Genomic DNA, 16,179 nt, shown 5'->3' on the forward strand with positions numbered 1-16,179 from the left:
GTCAGCGGGTCCTTCCGGTGCGGGTGCGCTCAGCGGTGAAGGCCCGCGCGGTGCGCAGCAGGCCCATTTCGAAGCGGAAGTTCTCCAGCGGTCGCACGTCCCGGCCGGCGGCGCGGCGGGCACTGTTCCAGCCGAGGTTGATGACGCTGGCGGCGGTGAGGCCGGCGCGGAGCCGACGGGTGCTGAGGTGGCGCGCGGCGTACAGGTCGCGGGCGCTGGTCAGCCAGCCCCGTCGGCGCTCCTCCCCGCCCGAACTGCCGCCGCCGGCGTGCACCACGGTGAGGTCGGCGTCCAGGAGACGGGCGATGCCGCGCTCCGCGAGGCGCTTCTGCAGGTCCACTTCTTCGGTGTACATGAAGAAGTCCTCCTCGAGGCCGCCGGCCGCCATCACCTCGGCAACGGGCAGCAGCATGACGGCGCCGCTCACCCAGTCCACGGGGATCATGCCGGTGCCGGCTTCGGCGTCCATGTCGTGGCCCACGGCGGTGTGCAGGATCCGTCGGTGCCGCTGGGAGGCAAGGGGGTGCAGCCATTCCACCACCTGGTGGCCGACGGTCGGGAAGTGCCGGGCGGCGTACCCGCTGTGCCCGTCCTCGGTCTCGTTGCGGCAGCCGATGACGGCGGGCTGCCACGGTTCGGCGTGCTCGAGCAGGTCCGGGAGGAAGTTCGGCGGGAGCTGCAGGTCGGAGTTGAGGACGAGGGCGAGGTCGATGCCGTCCTCGTCGAGGATGCGCAGTCCCGTGTTGACGGCGGCGCCGAAACCGCCGTTCTCCTCGCGGCGGATCAGTTCGGCTCGGCCCGGCAGGACGCTTTCGTCGATGCCGCCGGGGAAGGCGTCGTCGATCACGAGGATGCGCTGCGGGGCGGCTGGAGCGGTCCGTGCTGCCGGGGCGGTGTCGGCGAGGTCAGCCAGCACGCGGGCCGCGTCATCGAGCGGTCCGTAGCTGGGGATGATGACGCCGACGCTGCGCCGCGAGGAGCCCATCAGTTCTGCTCGTTCGATCCGAGGGAGCGGGCGCGGCGGCCGAGGCGGGAGCGGCGCACGGGTCCGGTCGCCGGTTCGTCAGCATCCGTCGGCCGAACAGCGGTCGCGGCCGGCGCCGACGGCGCAGGGCGCTCGGCTGCGGGCGCAGGGCGCTCGGCTGCAGGGGCGGGGCTCGCTGCCGCGGGAGCAGGCTTGGCGGCAGCTGCCGGCGCCGCAGCGATCGCGGCCGACGCGGGCACACCGGCGGGGCGGATCTCCGCATCCTCACCGATGCCGTGCTCCGGCGCCTCGAGGTCCTCCTCGAGCTTGCGCTTGCGGCGGCGCACCTTGTTGCCCTTGCGGTCCTCCGTGTACGTGTACGTGGTCGCCGCGTAGCCGTACGCCGAGTAGCCGTACTCCGCGTCACCGTAGGCGAGACGGGTGATGAGGTTGCCGGAGGCACGGTTCATGACCGCGCCGAGCACGGTGCCGCCGACGGCGCGCACCGACTCGATGGAGCGGCTCAGCCCCTCCACGCGGGTGCGGCCCGGGACCGCGACGATCAGGGCGCCGTCCGTGTGGCGGCTGAGCAGAACAGCGTCGGTGACGGCGAGGATCGGCGGGGCGTCGATCACCACGAAGTGGTCCGCGGACAGGCGCGACACGATGTCCGCCATGCGGTTGGAGCCCAGCAGCTCCGACGGGTTCGGCGGAATCTGGCCCGCCGGCAGGATGGACAGGCCGCGCACTCCCGACGGCTGCAGCGCGTCCTCGAGGTCCACGGAACCGGCGATCAGCTGCGACAGGCCAACCGCGCCGTCCACCTGGAACGCCTTCGCGACCGTGGGGCGGCGCAGGTCGGCGTCGATCAGGATGACCTTCTCACCGGAGCGGGCGATGACGCGCGCCAGGTTCGCCGCCACGGTCGACTTGCCCTCACCGGGCGCGGACGACGACACCACGATGGAGCGCGGCGGGTTGTCCACGTTGGCGAAGCGGAGGTTCGTGCGCAGCTTGCGCAGCGCCTCCTTCGAGTGGAACTCCTTCGGCTCCGGCAGCTCCCCGGACTTCGAACGAGTGAGGTCGCGGGAGTCCGGCAGCACGCCGAGCGCCGTGACGGGGGTCTTCGACTTGATGTCGTCCACGGTGCGCACGCGGGAGTCGTTGCGGTTGCGCAGCCAGGACAGCGCGAGCGCCAGCACCAGACCGGCGGCGGCACCGGCCGCGGCGAACTTCATCCGGTTCGGCGCAACGGGGGCGCTCGGGACGTCCGCCGCCTCATACGAGATGAGGGTCATCGGCGCGTCCTTGGAGTCGCGGTCACCGGTGAGCAGGAACGCGCCCTCGCGGTTCACGGCGGTGATGGACGAATTCGCGATCTCCTGGGCTCGCTGCGGGGAGGAGGCGCGCGCCTTCACGGTGATGATCGGAACGTTCGGGTCGATCGATGCCGTCAGGTTCGAGGCGATCGCGTGGGCGCTGGTGCCCTGCAGGCCCAGATCGTCGATGACGGCCTGGCCGACAGTCGGGGTGTTGAACAGCGGCAGATAGGTCTGCGCGGTTCCGTACTTCTCCGCGTCCCCACCGGCAGCGGGGACGCTTCCCCCCATGGGGATCTCCTGCCCGTTCGCGTCCGTCTCAACGCGGGCGGTCACGTAGCCGAGCGCCGTCGCCTCGTAGACCGTGGGCTTGGTGTACGAGAAGGCGTAGCCGCCCGCGAGGCCGAGCAGCGTGAGCAGACTGATCAGCAGCGCGTTGCGCAGGAGAAGCCGGAAGAAGTCTTCAATAGTCACTGGCGTACCGTCGTTTCCGAGATGTGATCGTCTCCGTCAGAATAGCGACTGCACAAGTGCAGACCATCCAACAGTACGACGCATCTACCGCTTGGTCGACCAATTCGGATACCGCAAAGGTCACAGCACGGTCTCCGAGCCGGTCTCAGCTGGTCCGGCCGCTCCGGTCCCGTCGGCCGCCTCGACAGCTGACCAGGAATTGGCCCCTTCTTTACCGCACGCGACCCGTCTCTTGGCCGCTCGGCGCCGCTTCTGCCTCGTCCGTGGGGCGCACGGCACTCGCATGGAAGTACAGCGCGAACGGGTGACCGCCGTGCTCCACCACATCCACGGTGAGGCCGTACACCTCCTGCATCACCGGCGGCGTCACGATCTCGGCAGGCGTCCCCTGTTCGATCACGCGGCCCTCCCGCATCGCGATGATGCGGTCCGAATAGGCGGAGGCGAAGTTGATGTCGTGGATGACCACCACCACGGTCTTGCCGAGCTCCTTCGCCGCCCGCTGCAGCACGCTCATCATCGCGACGCCGTGCGGCATGTCGAGGTTGTTCAGCGGCTCGTCGAGCAGGATGTACTCGGTGTCCTGGGCGAGCGTCATCGCCACGAACGCCCGCTGGCGCTGACCGCCGGACAGCTCGTCAAGGAACCGGCCCGCCAGGTGGCCCATGTCCATGTAGTCCAGGGCGCGGTCCACGTGCACGCGGTCCTCGATGGTGGGGCGGCCCTTGGAGTGGGGGTAGCGGCCGAACGCCACCAGGTCCCGCACCGTGAGGCGGATGTCCAGGTGGTTGTCCTGCCGCAGGATCGCGAGCCGCCGCGCCAGCACCGCCGAATCCGTCGCGGCAACATCCAGGCCGTCCACGCTGACGCGCCCGCCGTCCATCGTCAGCAGGCGCGCCATCATCGACAGCAGGGTGGACTTGCCGGCGCCGTTGGGGCCGATGATGGAGGTGAGGCCGCCGGTCTGGATCAGCAGGCGGACATCGTCCACCACGGTGGTGGTGCCGTACCTCTTGGTGACGCCGTCGCAGATGATCATGGCTCACAGCCCTTTCTTGCGGATGAGCAGCAGGATGAACAGCAGGCCGCCGGCGAAGTCCACCACCACGCTGAGGGCGGTGGCGAAGCCGAGGACGCGCTCGAGGATGAGCTGGCCGCCCACGAGCGCGATCACGCTCATCACCGCCGCCATCGGCAGGGTGTGCCGGTGCTTCTCGGAGGCGACCGTCGCGTACGCCATGTGCGCGACCAGCAGGCCGAAGAACGTGGTGGGACCCGCGAGCGCCGTCGCCGCGGACACCAGCAGGGTCACCGCGATCAGCACCAGCATCTGGATCCGCTGGTACGGGATGCCGAGGCCCACGGCGAGGTCGCGGCCCAGCGCCATCACATCGAGCACCCGGTGCAGACGCAGCAGCACCGCGATCCCGATGCCGAGCAGCACCGCGGCGGTGGCGAGCGCGGGCACGGTGGTGAGGTTGAAGCTGGCGAAGCTCATGTCCTCCAGCACCTGGAACTCGTTGGGGTCCAGCAGGCGCTGAATGAAGCTGATGAGGGAGCGCAGCAGCACCCCGAGGATGATCCCGACCAGCAGCAGCACATGCAGGGCGCGCCTCGCCCCGATCAGCAGCCACCCGTAGAGAGCGGTGGAGACGATCATCATGACGGCCGCTTGGATCGCGAACACTGTCCAGTCCTCCGCCTGCTGGATGCGGGCAGCGCCGAACATCACGATCGTCACCGTCACCACCATCATGAACAGGGCGTCGAAGCCCATCACGGAGGGGGTGAGGATGCGGTTGTGGGTGATGGTCTGGAAGCCGACGGTCGCCATCCCGATCGCGGATCCCACCAGCACCATCGTCAGCACCGTCATGGACCGACGGCGCAGGATGTACTGCCACGCACCGCCGAGGTCGATGGTCAGGAACACGCCGATCAGGACGACGGCTAGGGCGGCGGCGATGCCGATGCGGGCCCACGGGCCGAGGGCCTGCAGGCTGCGCAGGGCCGACGGGAGCCGCAGAGCGCGGCTGGATCCGAGGCCGGCATCCGTCGGCCCCTCCACCTCCGCGGAGCGGGTCTCGTAGCGGGAGTCAGTCAACGGGGGTGCTCCTCTTCAGCAGGAGGATGAGGAAGATCAGCGACCCGGCGATGCCCATCACCACGCCGAGCGGCACTTCGTAGGGGTAGCGGACGAGGCGGCCGACGATGTCGCAGGCCAGCACGATGCCGGAGCCGAGGAACGCGACCCAGGGGATGGCGCGGCGGATGTTGTCGCCGATGAACAGGGCCACGATGTTCGGCACGATCAGGCCGAGGAACGGGATCGCGCCCACGGTGATCACCACAACGGAGGTGGCCAGGGCCACCAGGCTGAGGCCGATCGTCATGACGCGGCGATGGTTGAGGCCGAGGTTCGTGGTGAAGTCCTCGCCGAGGCCGGCGACGGTGAAGCGGTCCGCCATGATCCACACGGCGATGACCACGAGCGCCAGTAGCCACAGCATCTCGTAGCGGCCCTTGACCACCCCGGAGAGGTCCGCGCTCATCCATGCGCCGAGGCCCTGGGACAGGTTGCCCTGGTAGGCGATGAAGGTGGTGACGGAGGAGATGATGCCGCCGAGCATGAGGCCGATCAGCGGGACGATGAGGACGTTGCGCATCGGCACCGCCCGCAGGATGGAGATGAACAGGGCGGTTCCCGCGACCGCCGCGGCGGTGCCGAACAGCATCTTCGCCCAGATCGGCAGACCGGGCGCCACGAGGGTGGCGATGAGCAGGCCGAATGCGGCGGATTCAGTAGTGCCGGCCGTAGAGGGCTCCACGAAGCGGTTGCGGGTCAGCATCTGCATGACCACGCCGCAGATCGCCATGGCGGCGCCGGCGAGGATGAGGGCGACGGTGCGCGGCAGGCGGGACTGGCTGATCAGGTCCCAGGAGGCGGCCGGGTCGGAGAGGGACAGGCGTCCTACGCCGACGGCGAGGGAGCAGGCGGCGAGGACGGCGACAGCCGCCGCACAGGCGATCAGTGCGGCGGCGTTCGCTGTTCTCTCCCGCCGGGGGACGACGGGAAGGGCGCGGGCGGTCACTTGGCTGCTGCGAGGCCCTTCTCGGCGTCATCCAGGATGGAGTTGAGGGAGGCGATGCCGGTGCTGGAGATGTACCAGGCGTGGGAGTCGACGTACACGACGGAGTCGTTCTTGAACGCGTCGGCGCGCTTGACCACGTCATTGTCGAGGACGGCCTTGGCTCCCTTGCCTTCGTCGCCGATGGCGGCGTCGCGGTCCACCACGAATGCGCGGGCCGGGTTCTTCTCGGCGATGAACTCGAAGGAGATGGTGTCGCCGTGGGCTGCGTCCTTGGTGGACTCCACCATCGGCTTGAAGCCGAGGGCGTCGTAGATGATGCCGCCGAAGCGGGAGCCGGGGGCGTAGGTGCTGACCTTGCCGCCGGAGACCATGAGGATGGCGGTAGTGCCGTCGAGCTTCTCGGCCTTCTTCCTGATGTCCTCGACGCGAGCGTCGATCTCCTCGATCTTCTTCTTCGCTTCCTTCTCCTTGCCGAAGACCGCGCCGATCTGTTCGGTCGTGGTGGTGAAGCTCTTCAGGAAGTCCTTGGGGTCGACCGTGAAGTCGAGGACGTTCTTCGAAATGGGGGTGAGCTGGTCGTAGAGGCCGGCGGAACGGCCGGCGATCATGATGAGGTCGGGGCCGGCCTGGGCGATGGAGTCGAAGTCCGGTTCCTTCAGGGCGCCGGTGTCGACGATCTTGTCGCTGGAGAACTGGGACTTCAGGCGCTCCGGGAGGTTCTTCTTCGGCACGGCGACGATGCTGTCGGTGAGGCCGAGCTCCACCATGGTGTCCACGAGGCTGATGTCGAGCACGGCGACCTTGCCGGGGTTCTTCGGGGCGGTGGCCTTCCCGCGGGCGGTGGTGACCTCGACGGTCCCGCCGGAGGCGGATCCGGACTTCCCGGAGTCGGATTTCCCGGAATCGGCGGAGGAGCTGCCGCAGGCGGCGAGGGTGGCGGTGACAGCGGCGGCGGCTGCGCCGGCGAGGCCCGTGCGCAGGACGGAGCGGCGGGAGAAGGCGGTGGCGCGGATGCGGAAGTCGGTCATGAGGTCTCCGGGATTGTGGGCCGGCTGGGAAAGCACGGTCGTGGTGGTTTGGTTAGGCGAACCTCAGTTCGCGGGATCAGTCTGCCCACAGGTCACACGTTTGTGCAACCTGGGTGTTGCGTAAATGGGGTTTTTGCAAGGCGAGGTGTGCGGAAAGCCGCATCCGTCGGCGCCCCGGCGGGGCCTCAGCGGCCGACGGGCCCGGTAGTAGGCTTCGGGCATGGATCCCCGCAGGCTGCTCATCTTCGACACCGTTGTGAAGAACCACTCCATCGGCGCCGCCGCGCGCGAACTCGGCTGGACCCAGCCCGCCGTCTCCCAGCACCTGTCAGCGCTGGAGAAGGAGACGGGCATGCAGCTGCTGCTGCGCTCCTCCGGCGGCGTCACCCCCACCGAGGCGGGCACGCGCCTGGCGGTGCACGCGGCCCAGATCGCGAAGACGATGAAGGCGGCGACCACGGAGATGGAGGACATCGTGGCGCTGAAGAAGGGCCGGGTCCGCTTCACCACGTTCCCGTCGGCCGCGGCGGTGCTGCTGCCGCCCACGCTGGCGGAGATGACGGAGCGCCACCCCGGCATCGCCCTCAGCTTCAACGAGATGGAGCCGCCGGAGGCGATCGCGGGGATCGCGGCGAACACGATCGATGTGGCGATGATCTTCCGCTACCCCGACACGAAGCTCGACGACGAGGGCCGCCTGGAGTGGACCCCGATTCTGGAGGACCAGGTCCGGCTCGTGCTGCCGAAGGACCACCCTCTGGCCCAGAAGGAGCACCTGTCGCTGTCCGACTTCGCGGAGGACGAGTGGATCGCCGGCTGTGAGCGCTGCAGCGCGAACCTGATGTGTGCTGCGGATGCCGCCGGTTTCACGCCTCGCGTGCGCTACTCCACCGACGACTCCACCGTGGTGCAGCGTCTGATCGCGCACGGCACCGGCATCGCGCTGATGTCCGACGTCTCACTGGAGTCCGCCCCGAACCACGACGTGGTGGTGCGGACCGTGGACGGCGTGCCGCCCCGCACGATCGGCATCGTGAACCGCCCGGGCGCGATGAAGATCCCCGCGATCAGCGAATTCGCCGGCATCCTCTGCCACCAGGCCGCCCACCACGGCAGCGCCATCTCCCCCTGCAGCGGGCCCGCGTCACCGCTGGCCTGAGGGGCCGACGGGTTCCGCCTATCAGCCGGCGCGGACCGCGTCGGCGAGCAGCTCGATGATGTGGCGGTAGTCCTCGCCGGTGGCGCGGGACATGCCGATCTCGCAGGTGCGGTTGCAGGACGCGAACGCGCGGCTGCCGCGTGCAGTGCCGCTCCCCCGCGGTTCTGCGGCGTCGCGGTCATCAGCGGTGTCGACGCCTCGGCGCACCTCGGCGGCCTCGTCAGCGGTGGCGGCGTCCGTGAGCTCCGGGTGAAGCATGCCGCGGTCGCCCGCGAAGCCGCAGCACGACCACATCGCGGGCACCGTCACCGTGTCCGCAACGGCTTCGGCGAACTTGATGAGCGCAGGGTTCAGCCCCATCTGCGTGGAGGAGCAGGTGGGGTGCAGGACGATGTCATCCACCTGCGGCTGAAGCGCCGCACCGGTGGGGGCGGTCCCGTCGGCCCCGCTGCCCAGCAGGCGCGGCAGTGCTTCGCGGGCCACCAGCTCCACCGCATCCTCCACACGGAATCCCTGGTCGGCGAGCATGGAGGCGTAGCCCTCGGTGCAGCTGGAGGCGTCGGAAATGATCGGCAGATCGGCAGGGGCGCCGGCAGCGCTGAGCTCGCGCACCACGCGCCGCACGGCGCCGCTGACTCGGCGCTGCATCGCGCCGACGCCCGCCGCGTACCCCTTCGACGTCCACGGGGTGGCGCAGCACAGCGTGTCTATGCCGTCCGGGATGACGACTCGCAGCCCCACCCGCTCCAGGACCGTGCCGAGGGCGCCGGCCACGCCGTGCCGGTCCCGCTCGCCGCCACTGCAGCCGCCGTCACTGCAGCCACCGTCGCCGCAGCTGCTGTCGCTGCCGCATCCGTCGGCCGGCCCGAACATGGAGGACACGCACGCCGGCAGGTAGATGCCCACGAGGTCCCCGTCGCGCGCGCCGAGCGTGCGGCCGAGCAGGTGGCGGGCGGCGCCGCCTCCGGGCAGGTCCGGTGTGTAACGGGGCACCACGTCGGCCCCGAGGACAGCGCGGCCGGCGCGTGAGAGACCCCCGGGGACCGACGGCGGCAGTGCCCCGGCGGCGTCCAGCGCACGGGCGGCGCCGCGGCTGACGGGCGCCCAGGCGCGGGCCGCCCCCGCCCACGCGGCGGCGTGGATCGGGTTCGCCTTCTCGCGGCGCAGGCGCTTCACGAGCGCACCCGTGTCGATGCCCAGCGGGCAGGCGACGGCGCACATTCCGTCCACCGCGCAGGTCTGCACACCCTCGTAGTCGTAGTCGGCGCGGAGCTCCGCCACCGTGTCGAGGTCACCGCGGGCAAGCGCTGCTTCGGCGGCGCGGCGCACCACGATCCGCTGCCGCGGTGTGAGGGTGAGGTCCCGGCTGGGGCAGACGGGTTCGCAGTAGCCGCACTCCACGCAGCGGTCCACTTCGTCCTCCACCGGCGGGTTCAGTTTGATGTTCGCCATGTGCGCGTCGGCGTCGTCGCTGATGATGACGCCGGGGTTCATGATGCCGGAGGGGTCGATGAGGCGCTTGAGCTGCACCATGACGTCGTAGAGCTCGTCACCGTACTGGCGGTGCACGAACGGCGCCATCGCGCGACCGGTGCCGTGCTCGGCCTTGAGGTTGCCGCCGTGGGACAGCACGAGGTCCACCATGGACTCGGTGAACCGGTCGTAGCGGCCGAGCGCGTCATCGCCCTCGAAGCGGTCGGTGAGCATGAAGTGGATGTTGCCGTCCTTCGCGTGGCCGAAGATGACGCTGCTGCCGTAGCGGTGCTCGGCGAACAGGTCCTGCAGGTCAGCGCAGGTGTCCGCGAGGGAGGCGGGCGGCACCACGATGTCCTCCAGGAGGGCGGTGGTGCCGGTGGGGCGCGCACCCGCAACGGAGGCGTACAGCCCCTTCCTCAGCGCCCACGCGGACGCGCGGCCGACGGGGTCCTCACTGAACCGGACCTGATCCCGCAGCTCCTCGCCGGCGAGGATGCGGCTCGCGACGGACTGCTGCTCGGCGAGGGCCGCGGCGGTCTCGGCGCGGTATTCGATGAGCAGGGCGGCTTCGCCGTCGGGCCGGAACCCGGTGATCTCCGGCGGCGCATCCGCAAGCTCCTGGCCGACGGCGATCGAGGTCGAGTCCATCAGTTCGAGGGTGGCGGCGCCGGAGTCGACGAGCGCGGGCAGGGCGCGGGCGGCGGCGTCGAGGCTGGGGAACACGCCGAGGCCGGTGGTGACGAACGGAGGCACGCCGACGGTGCGGAAGGTGGCGTCAGCGACGAAGCCGAGGGTGCCTTCGGAGCCGATGATGAGCAGGCGGAGGATGTCGATGGGGTGCTCGGCGTCGAGGAAGGCGTTGATGCCGTAGCCCATCGTGTTCTTCAGCGCGAAGCGCTCCTGGATCGCTGCGACGGACGCCGGGTTCGAGCGGATCCGCTCGCGCAGGCGGAGCAGGCCGTCATGGATGTCGGGCTCCTGGTCGCGCAGGCGGCGGTCGGCGTGCGGGTCAGCGGTGTCGATCAGGGTGCCGGTGGGCAGCACGAGCCGCATCGATTCGAGGGTGCGGTATGTGTTCTGTTCGGTGCCGCAGGCCATGCCGCTGGAGTTGTTGGCGATGACACCCCCGATGGTGGCGGCGGCTTCGCTGGCCGGGTCGGGGCCGAGGCGGCGGTGGTGGCGGCGCAGGTGGTTGTTGACCTGGGCGATCGTCATGCCGGAGCCGGCGCGGACCCGCTCGCCGCCGTCGAGGACGTCGATGGTGCGGAAGCGCTGACGGACGTCGATGAGGATGCCGTCGGTGGAGGCCTGGCCGGAGAGGCTGGTGCCGCCGGAGCGGATCGTGACCGGGGTGCGGCTGGCGGTGGCGGCCGCGAGGATCCGGCCCACTTCGGGGGCGTCGGCGGCGGTGATGACGGCGCTGGGGGTGAGGAGGTAGTGGGAGGCGTCGCCGGCGCGGGCGGCGCGGTCGATGAGGCGGGTGGTGAGGCGCTTCGGGTCGCCGACGGCGTCGCGGATCGCGCCGGGCACTGTGCTGTGGTGGGTCATGGCTGCTCGATTCGGAGGGCGATGGGGGCGGGAATGCGGGCCGACGGGTTCGCGGCGCCGAATGGGCTCCCGCTCAGCGGCGGGGCGCCGCGCGTACCGGGGGTGATCGAACCGAGCACGGCGGCGCGGCCGGCGCCGGTGCAGGACGGCAGGGCGCCGGGCAGGCCGTGGACGGTGAGGAAGCCGAGCGCGGCGAACCCGAGCGCTTCCTTCGCGGCGGAGTCGAATCCGAGCTCGTCGCTGATGCGCACGTCCGATGCGGGAAGGTGCCGGCGGATCGCGGCGACGAGCGCCGGGTTCCGGGTGCCGCCGCCGGACAGCACCACCAGGCCCGGCGCGCCGGTGGCGTTCGCGCTGGTCAGCGCATCGGCGAGGGTGCGGGCGGTCAGCTCCGTCAGGGTTGCGGCGAGGTCCTCGAGGCTGAGCTCATCCAGGTCGATCGGAGGGTCGGCGGTGCGGGCGCGCTCGGCGACATAGCCGGGGTGGAACAGTTCCTTCCCTGTGGTCTTCGGGGCGGGCCGCTCGTAGAACCCGTCGGCCAGCAGCGCTTTGAGCAGTCCCTCGTGGATCGTGCCGGCGAGCGCGAGCAGACCGTCGACGTCGGCGCTCTGACGGCCGCCGGTGCGGTCGTGGACGGCGGCGTCGAGGAGGGCGTTCGCGGGGCCGGTGTCGAAGGCGATGGGGTCGGCGCCGGGGCGCAGCACGGTGGCGTTGGCGATGCCGCCGAGGTTCACGGCGGCTGCGCTGCCGGCCGGTGCGGTCCCGTCGGCCTCGCCGGCCTGCAGGCCGTGCAGCCAGAGCACGTCGATGATCGAGACGAGTGGGGCGCCCTGGCCGCCGGCGGCGACGTCCCGCGAGCGCAGGTCGCTGACGGTGGTCAGGCCGGTGCGCTCCGCGATCCATGCCGCCTGCCCGAGCTGCAGGGTGCCGCGGACCCGACCGTCCTCGACCCAGTGGAAGAGGGTCTGGCCATGGGAGACGGCGAGGTCGGCGCGGCCGTCACAGAGCTCGGTGTCGGCGCGGGCGGCGAGGTCGGCGAACGCCTGGCCGATGCGGGTGTCGAGTTCGCACACCGCGCCCATGCTGGTGGGGCTCGGTGGGAGGGCGGCGGTGATGGCGCGGCGCAGGCCGGGTTCGTACGGTGCGGAGATCAGGCCGAGGGGGCGGAGCACGAGGGTGGGTCCGGCTGCGCCGTCCTCGAGATGGATCTGGGCTGCGGCGGCGTCGATCGCGTCATGGGACGTGCCGGACATCAGGCCGATGACGGTTGCGCTCACGGGCATCACACTGAACCACCTCACAACTGCATGGGGGAGCCGCAACAACAGAGGACTCCAGGGTAGGACCGACGACGCTGGCGTGAGGGCCCGGTCGACCGATCGATCAGACCCTCACGACCCGCCGGTCACTCGACGCTGATCTCGCCCATGGGGCCCCAGCCGTCGGACTCCACCTGGACCGATACGATCTGCGGAGTCGACGCCAGATAGGCGGGGAACTCCTCCTGCATTGCCTTGAAGTGTTCGGACTCGACATGAGGGGAGGCTCCCTCGTCGGTGAACGCTTCGATCAGAACGTACGTGTTGGGGTCCTTGACGCTGCGCGACCATTCGAACCACAGGTTCCCCGGTTCCTGCAGAGTCGCCTCGGTGAACTCCTCGGAGATTAAGGGCCAATTGTCCGCATGCTCCGGCTTGACCTCGAACTTCACATTGATAAGGATCATCGTCTTCCCTTTCCTGAACTGGTGGACTGCCTCGGACGATGTGCCCATCCTGGGCTGTGCCGCCCCTCGACTTCCACAGCTCTTCTCATCGCGCAAGAAGCCCTCAGCGCCGCTGCTCGTGGGCTAGCCTTGCGCAATGGCGGATCTTCAGGCGGCTCAGAACCCACCTCACGGACAGGTGGAGCGGACGTTCGCAATCCTCGAAGCTGTCGCGTCTCAGGGAAGCGCCTCCGCGAAGTCGATCGCGGAACGGACTTCCATCCCACTCCCAACGGTGTACCGGGCATGCAGCGAACTCATCGACCTCGGGTACATGGTGCATCTCCGCGCCGAAAGCAGGTTTGCGCTGGGCTACCGGCTGCACGTGCTGGCAAAGGGCCTCCACGACGATATCGGTGTGCCGCTCGCTGTCCGCCGAGAGGTGCGCAGCCTCCACAATGACCTCCATCTCGCCTGCTACCTGGCAGTCCATCGCGGCACCGATTTCGTCGTGGTCGACGTCGCCGACTCCGCTGACGCGCCCCGTCTGGGGAAGATGGGGTTCGGCTTCCATGAGAGTCCCCACGCGACGGCATTCGGAAAGATCGGCCTCGCATCCCTCTCCCACGACGAGCAGCACGAACGCGTGTCTGGGACTCCTCTTCAGCAGCACACCCCGAACACCAGGACCGATCCGAACGAGCTCCTTGAGGAGCTGGCGGCGATCAGCGAGAGCGGTGTTGCGTGGGAGCACGAAGAGTTCCAGCCAGGGATATCGTGTGCCGCTGCTGCGATTCGGGCAGGCGACGGACTGCTGATCGGGTCACTGGCGATATCGGCTCCGTCGGGTGCCTACGACGGGCGGCAGCGCCACATCGAATCACGGCTGCGTGCCTCCGCAGCGCGGGCCTCACGGGCGTACCGCCTGGGCGCGAACCGACTCTGACACTCCCGCGGAGGCTGATTCTCGTGCCCTGAGAACACCTCTTGAGCACCCAGACCCCTCTTCCTACTGTGGCGGCCATCACGTCACGACCTAAGGAGGGGTCATGCAGTCGAAGAAGACTGAAACCGGGAGAAGAGCAGGCCAACTCCCAGACGAAAAGGCCTATCTCACCCATCTGATCCGGGCCATTTTCCCGCATGACTCGGTGCCCATCACGGCGTATGAGCGGACCGCGGACATCGTTCTGCGGGAAGCCGCCGCGTCACCGTGGGCCGAAGTGAAGCTCCACCAAGGGCTGCGGTCGTTAGAAGCACTGTCCAACGGCACCTTCATCGACATGGAGCCCGACGAGGCACACCCGCTGCTCATGCAGATCCAGCACACACCGTTCTTCGGGTTCGTGCGGCAGAACGCCGTTGTGAACCTGTACGAGGACGAGGAGGTGTGGGCAACGCTCGGGTATGAAGGCCCCTCCTTCGACAAGGGCGGATACATCGACCGCGGCTTCAACGACCTCGATTGGCTGCCGGAACCTCGGATCGAGGAGTACGAAGGCGAGCCGTTGGCTCATGTCATTTCCCCAATCCCTGGCGCCAGCGGCGCCGCAGATGTCCGACCGGCTGCAGTACCCGTGGGGCAGAACCGACAGTCAGGACAGCCGAACCGGACCGGGAGGAGCGGGCAATGAAGAAGATCGAGCTCACAACCCCGTCGGTCGTCATCGTGGGTTCCGGAGCCGGTGGCGGCACCATGGCCTACGAACTGACACGAATGGGCATCGAATGCGTGCTGCTGGAGGCGGGCCCCTACCTGCACAACGAGGACTACGTGAACCTTGAGTGGGAAGCCTTCAACCAAATGGCGTGGACTGACCAGAGGACGACCTCCGGGTCGTGGCGCATCGCCAAGGACTTCCCCAACCTGCCCGCGTGGATCGTGAAGGCCGTCGGCGGGACCACCACTCACTGGTCGGGCGCGACACCGCGCTTCAAACCCCACGAGTTCAAGACCCGTTCCACCTACGGGCGAATCGACGGTGCGAATCTTCTCGACTGGCCCATCAGCTATGAGGATCTGGAGCCGTACTACACGCGTGCCGAGGACGCGATCGGATCCACACATCGCGGCGGGCGCCCGCCGCTGCCGGCGAACAACAACTACAAGGTGCTCGCCGGGGGTGCGGAGAAGGTGGGCTACAAGCACTACGCAACCGGTCCCTACGGCACCAACGCGGCACCCTACGACGGCCGGCCGGCGTCGATCCAGGATGGCTTCAACTTCCAGGGCGATAAGAACAAGTCGAAGTGGTCGACGATGGTGCGAGAGATCCCGCGTGCTGTCAAGACTGGAAAGCTCGATCTTCGCCCCAACTGCCATGTCGCCGAGCTGACCACGGACTCGAAGGGCCGAATCGAAGGGGTCCTCTACTTCGACGAAGACGGCAACCTGCAGCGTCAGGCAGCCGCCGTGGTCTGTGTAGCAGGCAACGCCATCGAAACCCCGCGTCTGCTTCTGCAGAGCGCAAATGCTCTGTTTCCGGACGGCCTTGCGAACTCCTCGGGGCAGCTCGGCCGCAATTACATGCGCCACCTGACGGGCAGCGTATACGCACAGTTCTCGAAGCCTGTGCACATGTACCGGGGTGAGACCATGGCTGGCCTGATCGCCGATGAATCCGTTCACAATCCCGGCCGCGGCTTCGCCGGCGGCTACTACATCGAAACAATCTCCTTGGGGCCGGCTTTCCTGGCCAGTTTCGCAGAGCCCGGAGCGTGGGGACGCAACTTCACGTCCATCCTCGACGGTTATGCGAATACGGCTGGTTGCTGGCTGGTGGGTGAAGACATGCCGCAGGAGTCCAACGCGATCACGCTGAACCCCACTGTCAGCGACCAGTTCGGCCTGCCGGTCGCAAATGTGCATTACGACGATCATCCAAATGATCTAGCCATGCGCGAACATGCCTACAGCGCAGCGGAGGCCCTTTACGAAGCAGTGGGTTCGACATCGACTCATCGCACTCCGCCATACCCGTCCACACACAATCTCGGGACGTGCCGTATGAGTGAGCGTCCGGACGATGGTGTAGTCGATGCCTTCGGCCGGGCCCACGACATTCCGAACCTGTTCGTTTCCGACGGCTCGGTGTTCACAACCGGCGCCGCTGCCAATCCGACACTCACGATCGTCGCTTTGGCAATGCGCCAGGCCGAATACCTAGAGGAAGCGTTGCGCACCGGCACCGTGTAACCCCTTGCTCGATCTGGTCGGGCAATGAAGTGGCCCCGGCGCTATCCCCCTCAGCAGCGCCGGGGCCGTTTCCTCTCCCTCTGGCATCCATTCTTGCCGGGCCCGCGCACCGATGGCGATGGGCTCCGCGGACTGTGGATAACTGCCCACGTGGGACGATGGGGACATGTCGTCGCGATCCGTGAACCCGTCGGCCCCCTCCCCCACCGGCGACGCCC

Annotated in this window: 13 protein-coding genes; 4 read left to right on the top strand and 9 right to left on the bottom strand. The window is 68.9% G+C overall.

Features of this window, described 5'->3' with window-relative positions; genetic code table 11:
- Position 1 precedes the first annotated feature (1 nt).
- The 6 genes from MHY20_RS06075 to MHY20_RS06100 form a co-directional block, all read right to left on the bottom strand.
- Positions 2 to 985 carry a glycosyltransferase gene (locus MHY20_RS06075; RefSeq protein ID WP_239375628.1) on the bottom strand — a complete coding sequence of 328 codons (984 nt, stop codon included), beginning with the start codon at positions 983 to 985 and terminating at the stop codon, positions 2 to 4.
- A complete protein-coding gene (locus MHY20_RS06080; protein WP_239375629.1) occupies positions 985 to 2,757 on the bottom strand; it encodes a polysaccharide biosynthesis tyrosine autokinase in 1,773 nt (590 codons plus the stop codon). The genes MHY20_RS06075 and MHY20_RS06080 overlap by 1 nt, the downstream gene beginning before the upstream one ends.
- Before the next feature lie 211 nt (positions 2,758 to 2,968).
- Positions 2,969 to 3,796 carry an ATP-binding cassette domain-containing protein gene (locus tag MHY20_RS06085; protein WP_239375630.1) on the bottom strand — a complete coding sequence of 276 codons (828 nt, stop codon included), beginning with the start codon at positions 3,794 to 3,796 and terminating at the stop codon, positions 2,969 to 2,971.
- Between the two features lie 3 nt (positions 3,797 to 3,799).
- Positions 3,800 to 4,861, bottom strand: coding sequence for an iron chelate uptake ABC transporter family permease subunit (locus tag MHY20_RS06090; protein WP_239375632.1), 1,062 nt, complete (start codon positions 4,859 to 4,861; stop codon positions 3,800 to 3,802).
- Entirely contained in the window at positions 4,854 to 5,849 is a 996-nt protein-coding gene (locus MHY20_RS06095; RefSeq protein WP_239375634.1) for an iron chelate uptake ABC transporter family permease subunit, read from the bottom strand. Before MHY20_RS06095 ends, MHY20_RS06090 begins: the two co-directional genes overlap by 8 nt.
- Positions 5,846 to 6,877: an ABC transporter substrate-binding protein gene (locus MHY20_RS06100; protein ID WP_239375635.1), complete on the bottom strand. Its 1,032-nt coding sequence runs from the start codon at positions 6,875 to 6,877 to the stop codon at positions 5,846 to 5,848. Before MHY20_RS06100 ends, MHY20_RS06095 begins: the two co-directional genes overlap by 4 nt.
- A 220-nt stretch (positions 6,878 to 7,097) precedes the next feature.
- On the opposite strand from MHY20_RS06100, the gene MHY20_RS06105 reads away from it, so the two are divergent.
- Complete coding sequence (locus tag MHY20_RS06105) at positions 7,098 to 8,036, top strand: LysR family transcriptional regulator (protein WP_239375636.1); 939 nt, start codon at positions 7,098 to 7,100, stop codon at positions 8,034 to 8,036.
- 21 nt (positions 8,037 to 8,057) lie between these two features.
- Here MHY20_RS06105 and MHY20_RS06110 read toward each other — a convergent pair whose 3' ends face one another.
- The 3 genes from MHY20_RS06110 to MHY20_RS06120 form a co-directional block, all read right to left on the bottom strand.
- Positions 8,058 to 11,060 carry an FAD-binding and (Fe-S)-binding domain-containing protein gene (locus tag MHY20_RS06110; protein WP_239375637.1) on the bottom strand — a complete coding sequence of 1,001 codons (3,003 nt, stop codon included), beginning with the start codon at positions 11,058 to 11,060 and terminating at the stop codon, positions 8,058 to 8,060.
- A complete protein-coding gene (locus MHY20_RS06115) occupies positions 11,057 to 12,337 on the bottom strand; it encodes an anhydro-N-acetylmuramic acid kinase (RefSeq protein ID WP_239375638.1) in 1,281 nt (426 codons plus the stop codon). The genes MHY20_RS06110 and MHY20_RS06115 overlap by 4 nt, the downstream gene beginning before the upstream one ends.
- A 128-nt stretch (positions 12,338 to 12,465) precedes the next feature.
- The gene (locus MHY20_RS06120) at positions 12,466 to 12,786 is read right to left on the bottom strand and encodes a putative quinol monooxygenase (RefSeq protein WP_239375639.1); all 321 of its coding nucleotides are present in this window, start codon (positions 12,784 to 12,786) and stop codon (positions 12,466 to 12,468) included.
- A gap of 136 nt (positions 12,787 to 12,922) precedes the next feature.
- On the opposite strand from MHY20_RS06120, the gene MHY20_RS06125 reads away from it, so the two are divergent.
- The 3 genes from MHY20_RS06125 (at position 12,923) to MHY20_RS06135 (ending at position 15,961) form a co-directional block, all read left to right on the top strand.
- Positions 12,923 to 13,711, top strand: a complete 789-nt coding sequence (locus tag MHY20_RS06125) for an IclR family transcriptional regulator (protein ID WP_183376718.1) — start codon at positions 12,923 to 12,925, stop codon at positions 13,709 to 13,711.
- Positions 13,712 to 13,814: 103 nt separating this feature from the next.
- Entirely contained in the window at positions 13,815 to 14,399 is a 585-nt protein-coding gene (locus tag MHY20_RS06130) for a hypothetical protein (protein WP_239375640.1), read from the top strand.
- Entirely contained in the window at positions 14,396 to 15,961 is a 1,566-nt protein-coding gene (locus tag MHY20_RS06135) for a GMC family oxidoreductase (protein ID WP_239375641.1), read from the top strand. Before MHY20_RS06130 ends, MHY20_RS06135 begins: the two co-directional genes overlap by 4 nt.
- Positions 15,962 to 16,179 lie beyond the last annotated feature (218 nt).

It is taken from the genome of Helcobacillus sp. ACRRO, from assembly GCF_022347125.1.
Classification (GTDB): Bacteria; Actinomycetota; Actinomycetes; order Actinomycetales; family Dermabacteraceae; genus Helcobacillus; species Helcobacillus massiliensis.

Excerpts from the sequence above, each read along its gene's own strand:
- MHY20_RS06075 (WP_239375628.1), bottom strand. The coding sequence starts at position 985 with ATGGGCTCCTCGCGGCGCAGCGTCGGCGTCATCATCCCCAGCTACGGA.
- MHY20_RS06085 (WP_239375630.1), bottom strand. The coding sequence starts at position 3,796 with ATGATCATCTGCGACGGCGTCACCAAGAGGTACGGCACCACCACCGTG.
- MHY20_RS06100 (WP_239375635.1), bottom strand. The coding sequence starts at position 6,877 with ATGACCGACTTCCGCATCCGCGCCACCGCCTTCTCCCGCCGCTCCGTC.
- MHY20_RS06105 (WP_239375636.1), top strand. The coding sequence starts at position 7,098 with ATGGATCCCCGCAGGCTGCTCATCTTCGACACCGTTGTGAAGAACCAC.
- MHY20_RS06110 (WP_239375637.1), bottom strand. The coding sequence starts at position 11,060 with ATGACCCACCACAGCACAGTGCCCGGCGCGATCCGCGACGCCGTCGGC.
- MHY20_RS06120 (WP_239375639.1), bottom strand. The coding sequence starts at position 12,786 with ATGATCCTTATCAATGTGAAGTTCGAGGTCAAGCCGGAGCATGCGGAC.
- MHY20_RS06125 (WP_183376718.1), top strand. The coding sequence starts at position 12,923 with ATGGCGGATCTTCAGGCGGCTCAGAACCCACCTCACGGACAGGTGGAG.
- MHY20_RS06130 (WP_239375640.1), top strand. The coding sequence starts at position 13,815 with ATGCAGTCGAAGAAGACTGAAACCGGGAGAAGAGCAGGCCAACTCCCA.
- MHY20_RS06135 (WP_239375641.1), top strand. The coding sequence starts at position 14,396 with ATGAAGAAGATCGAGCTCACAACCCCGTCGGTCGTCATCGTGGGTTCC.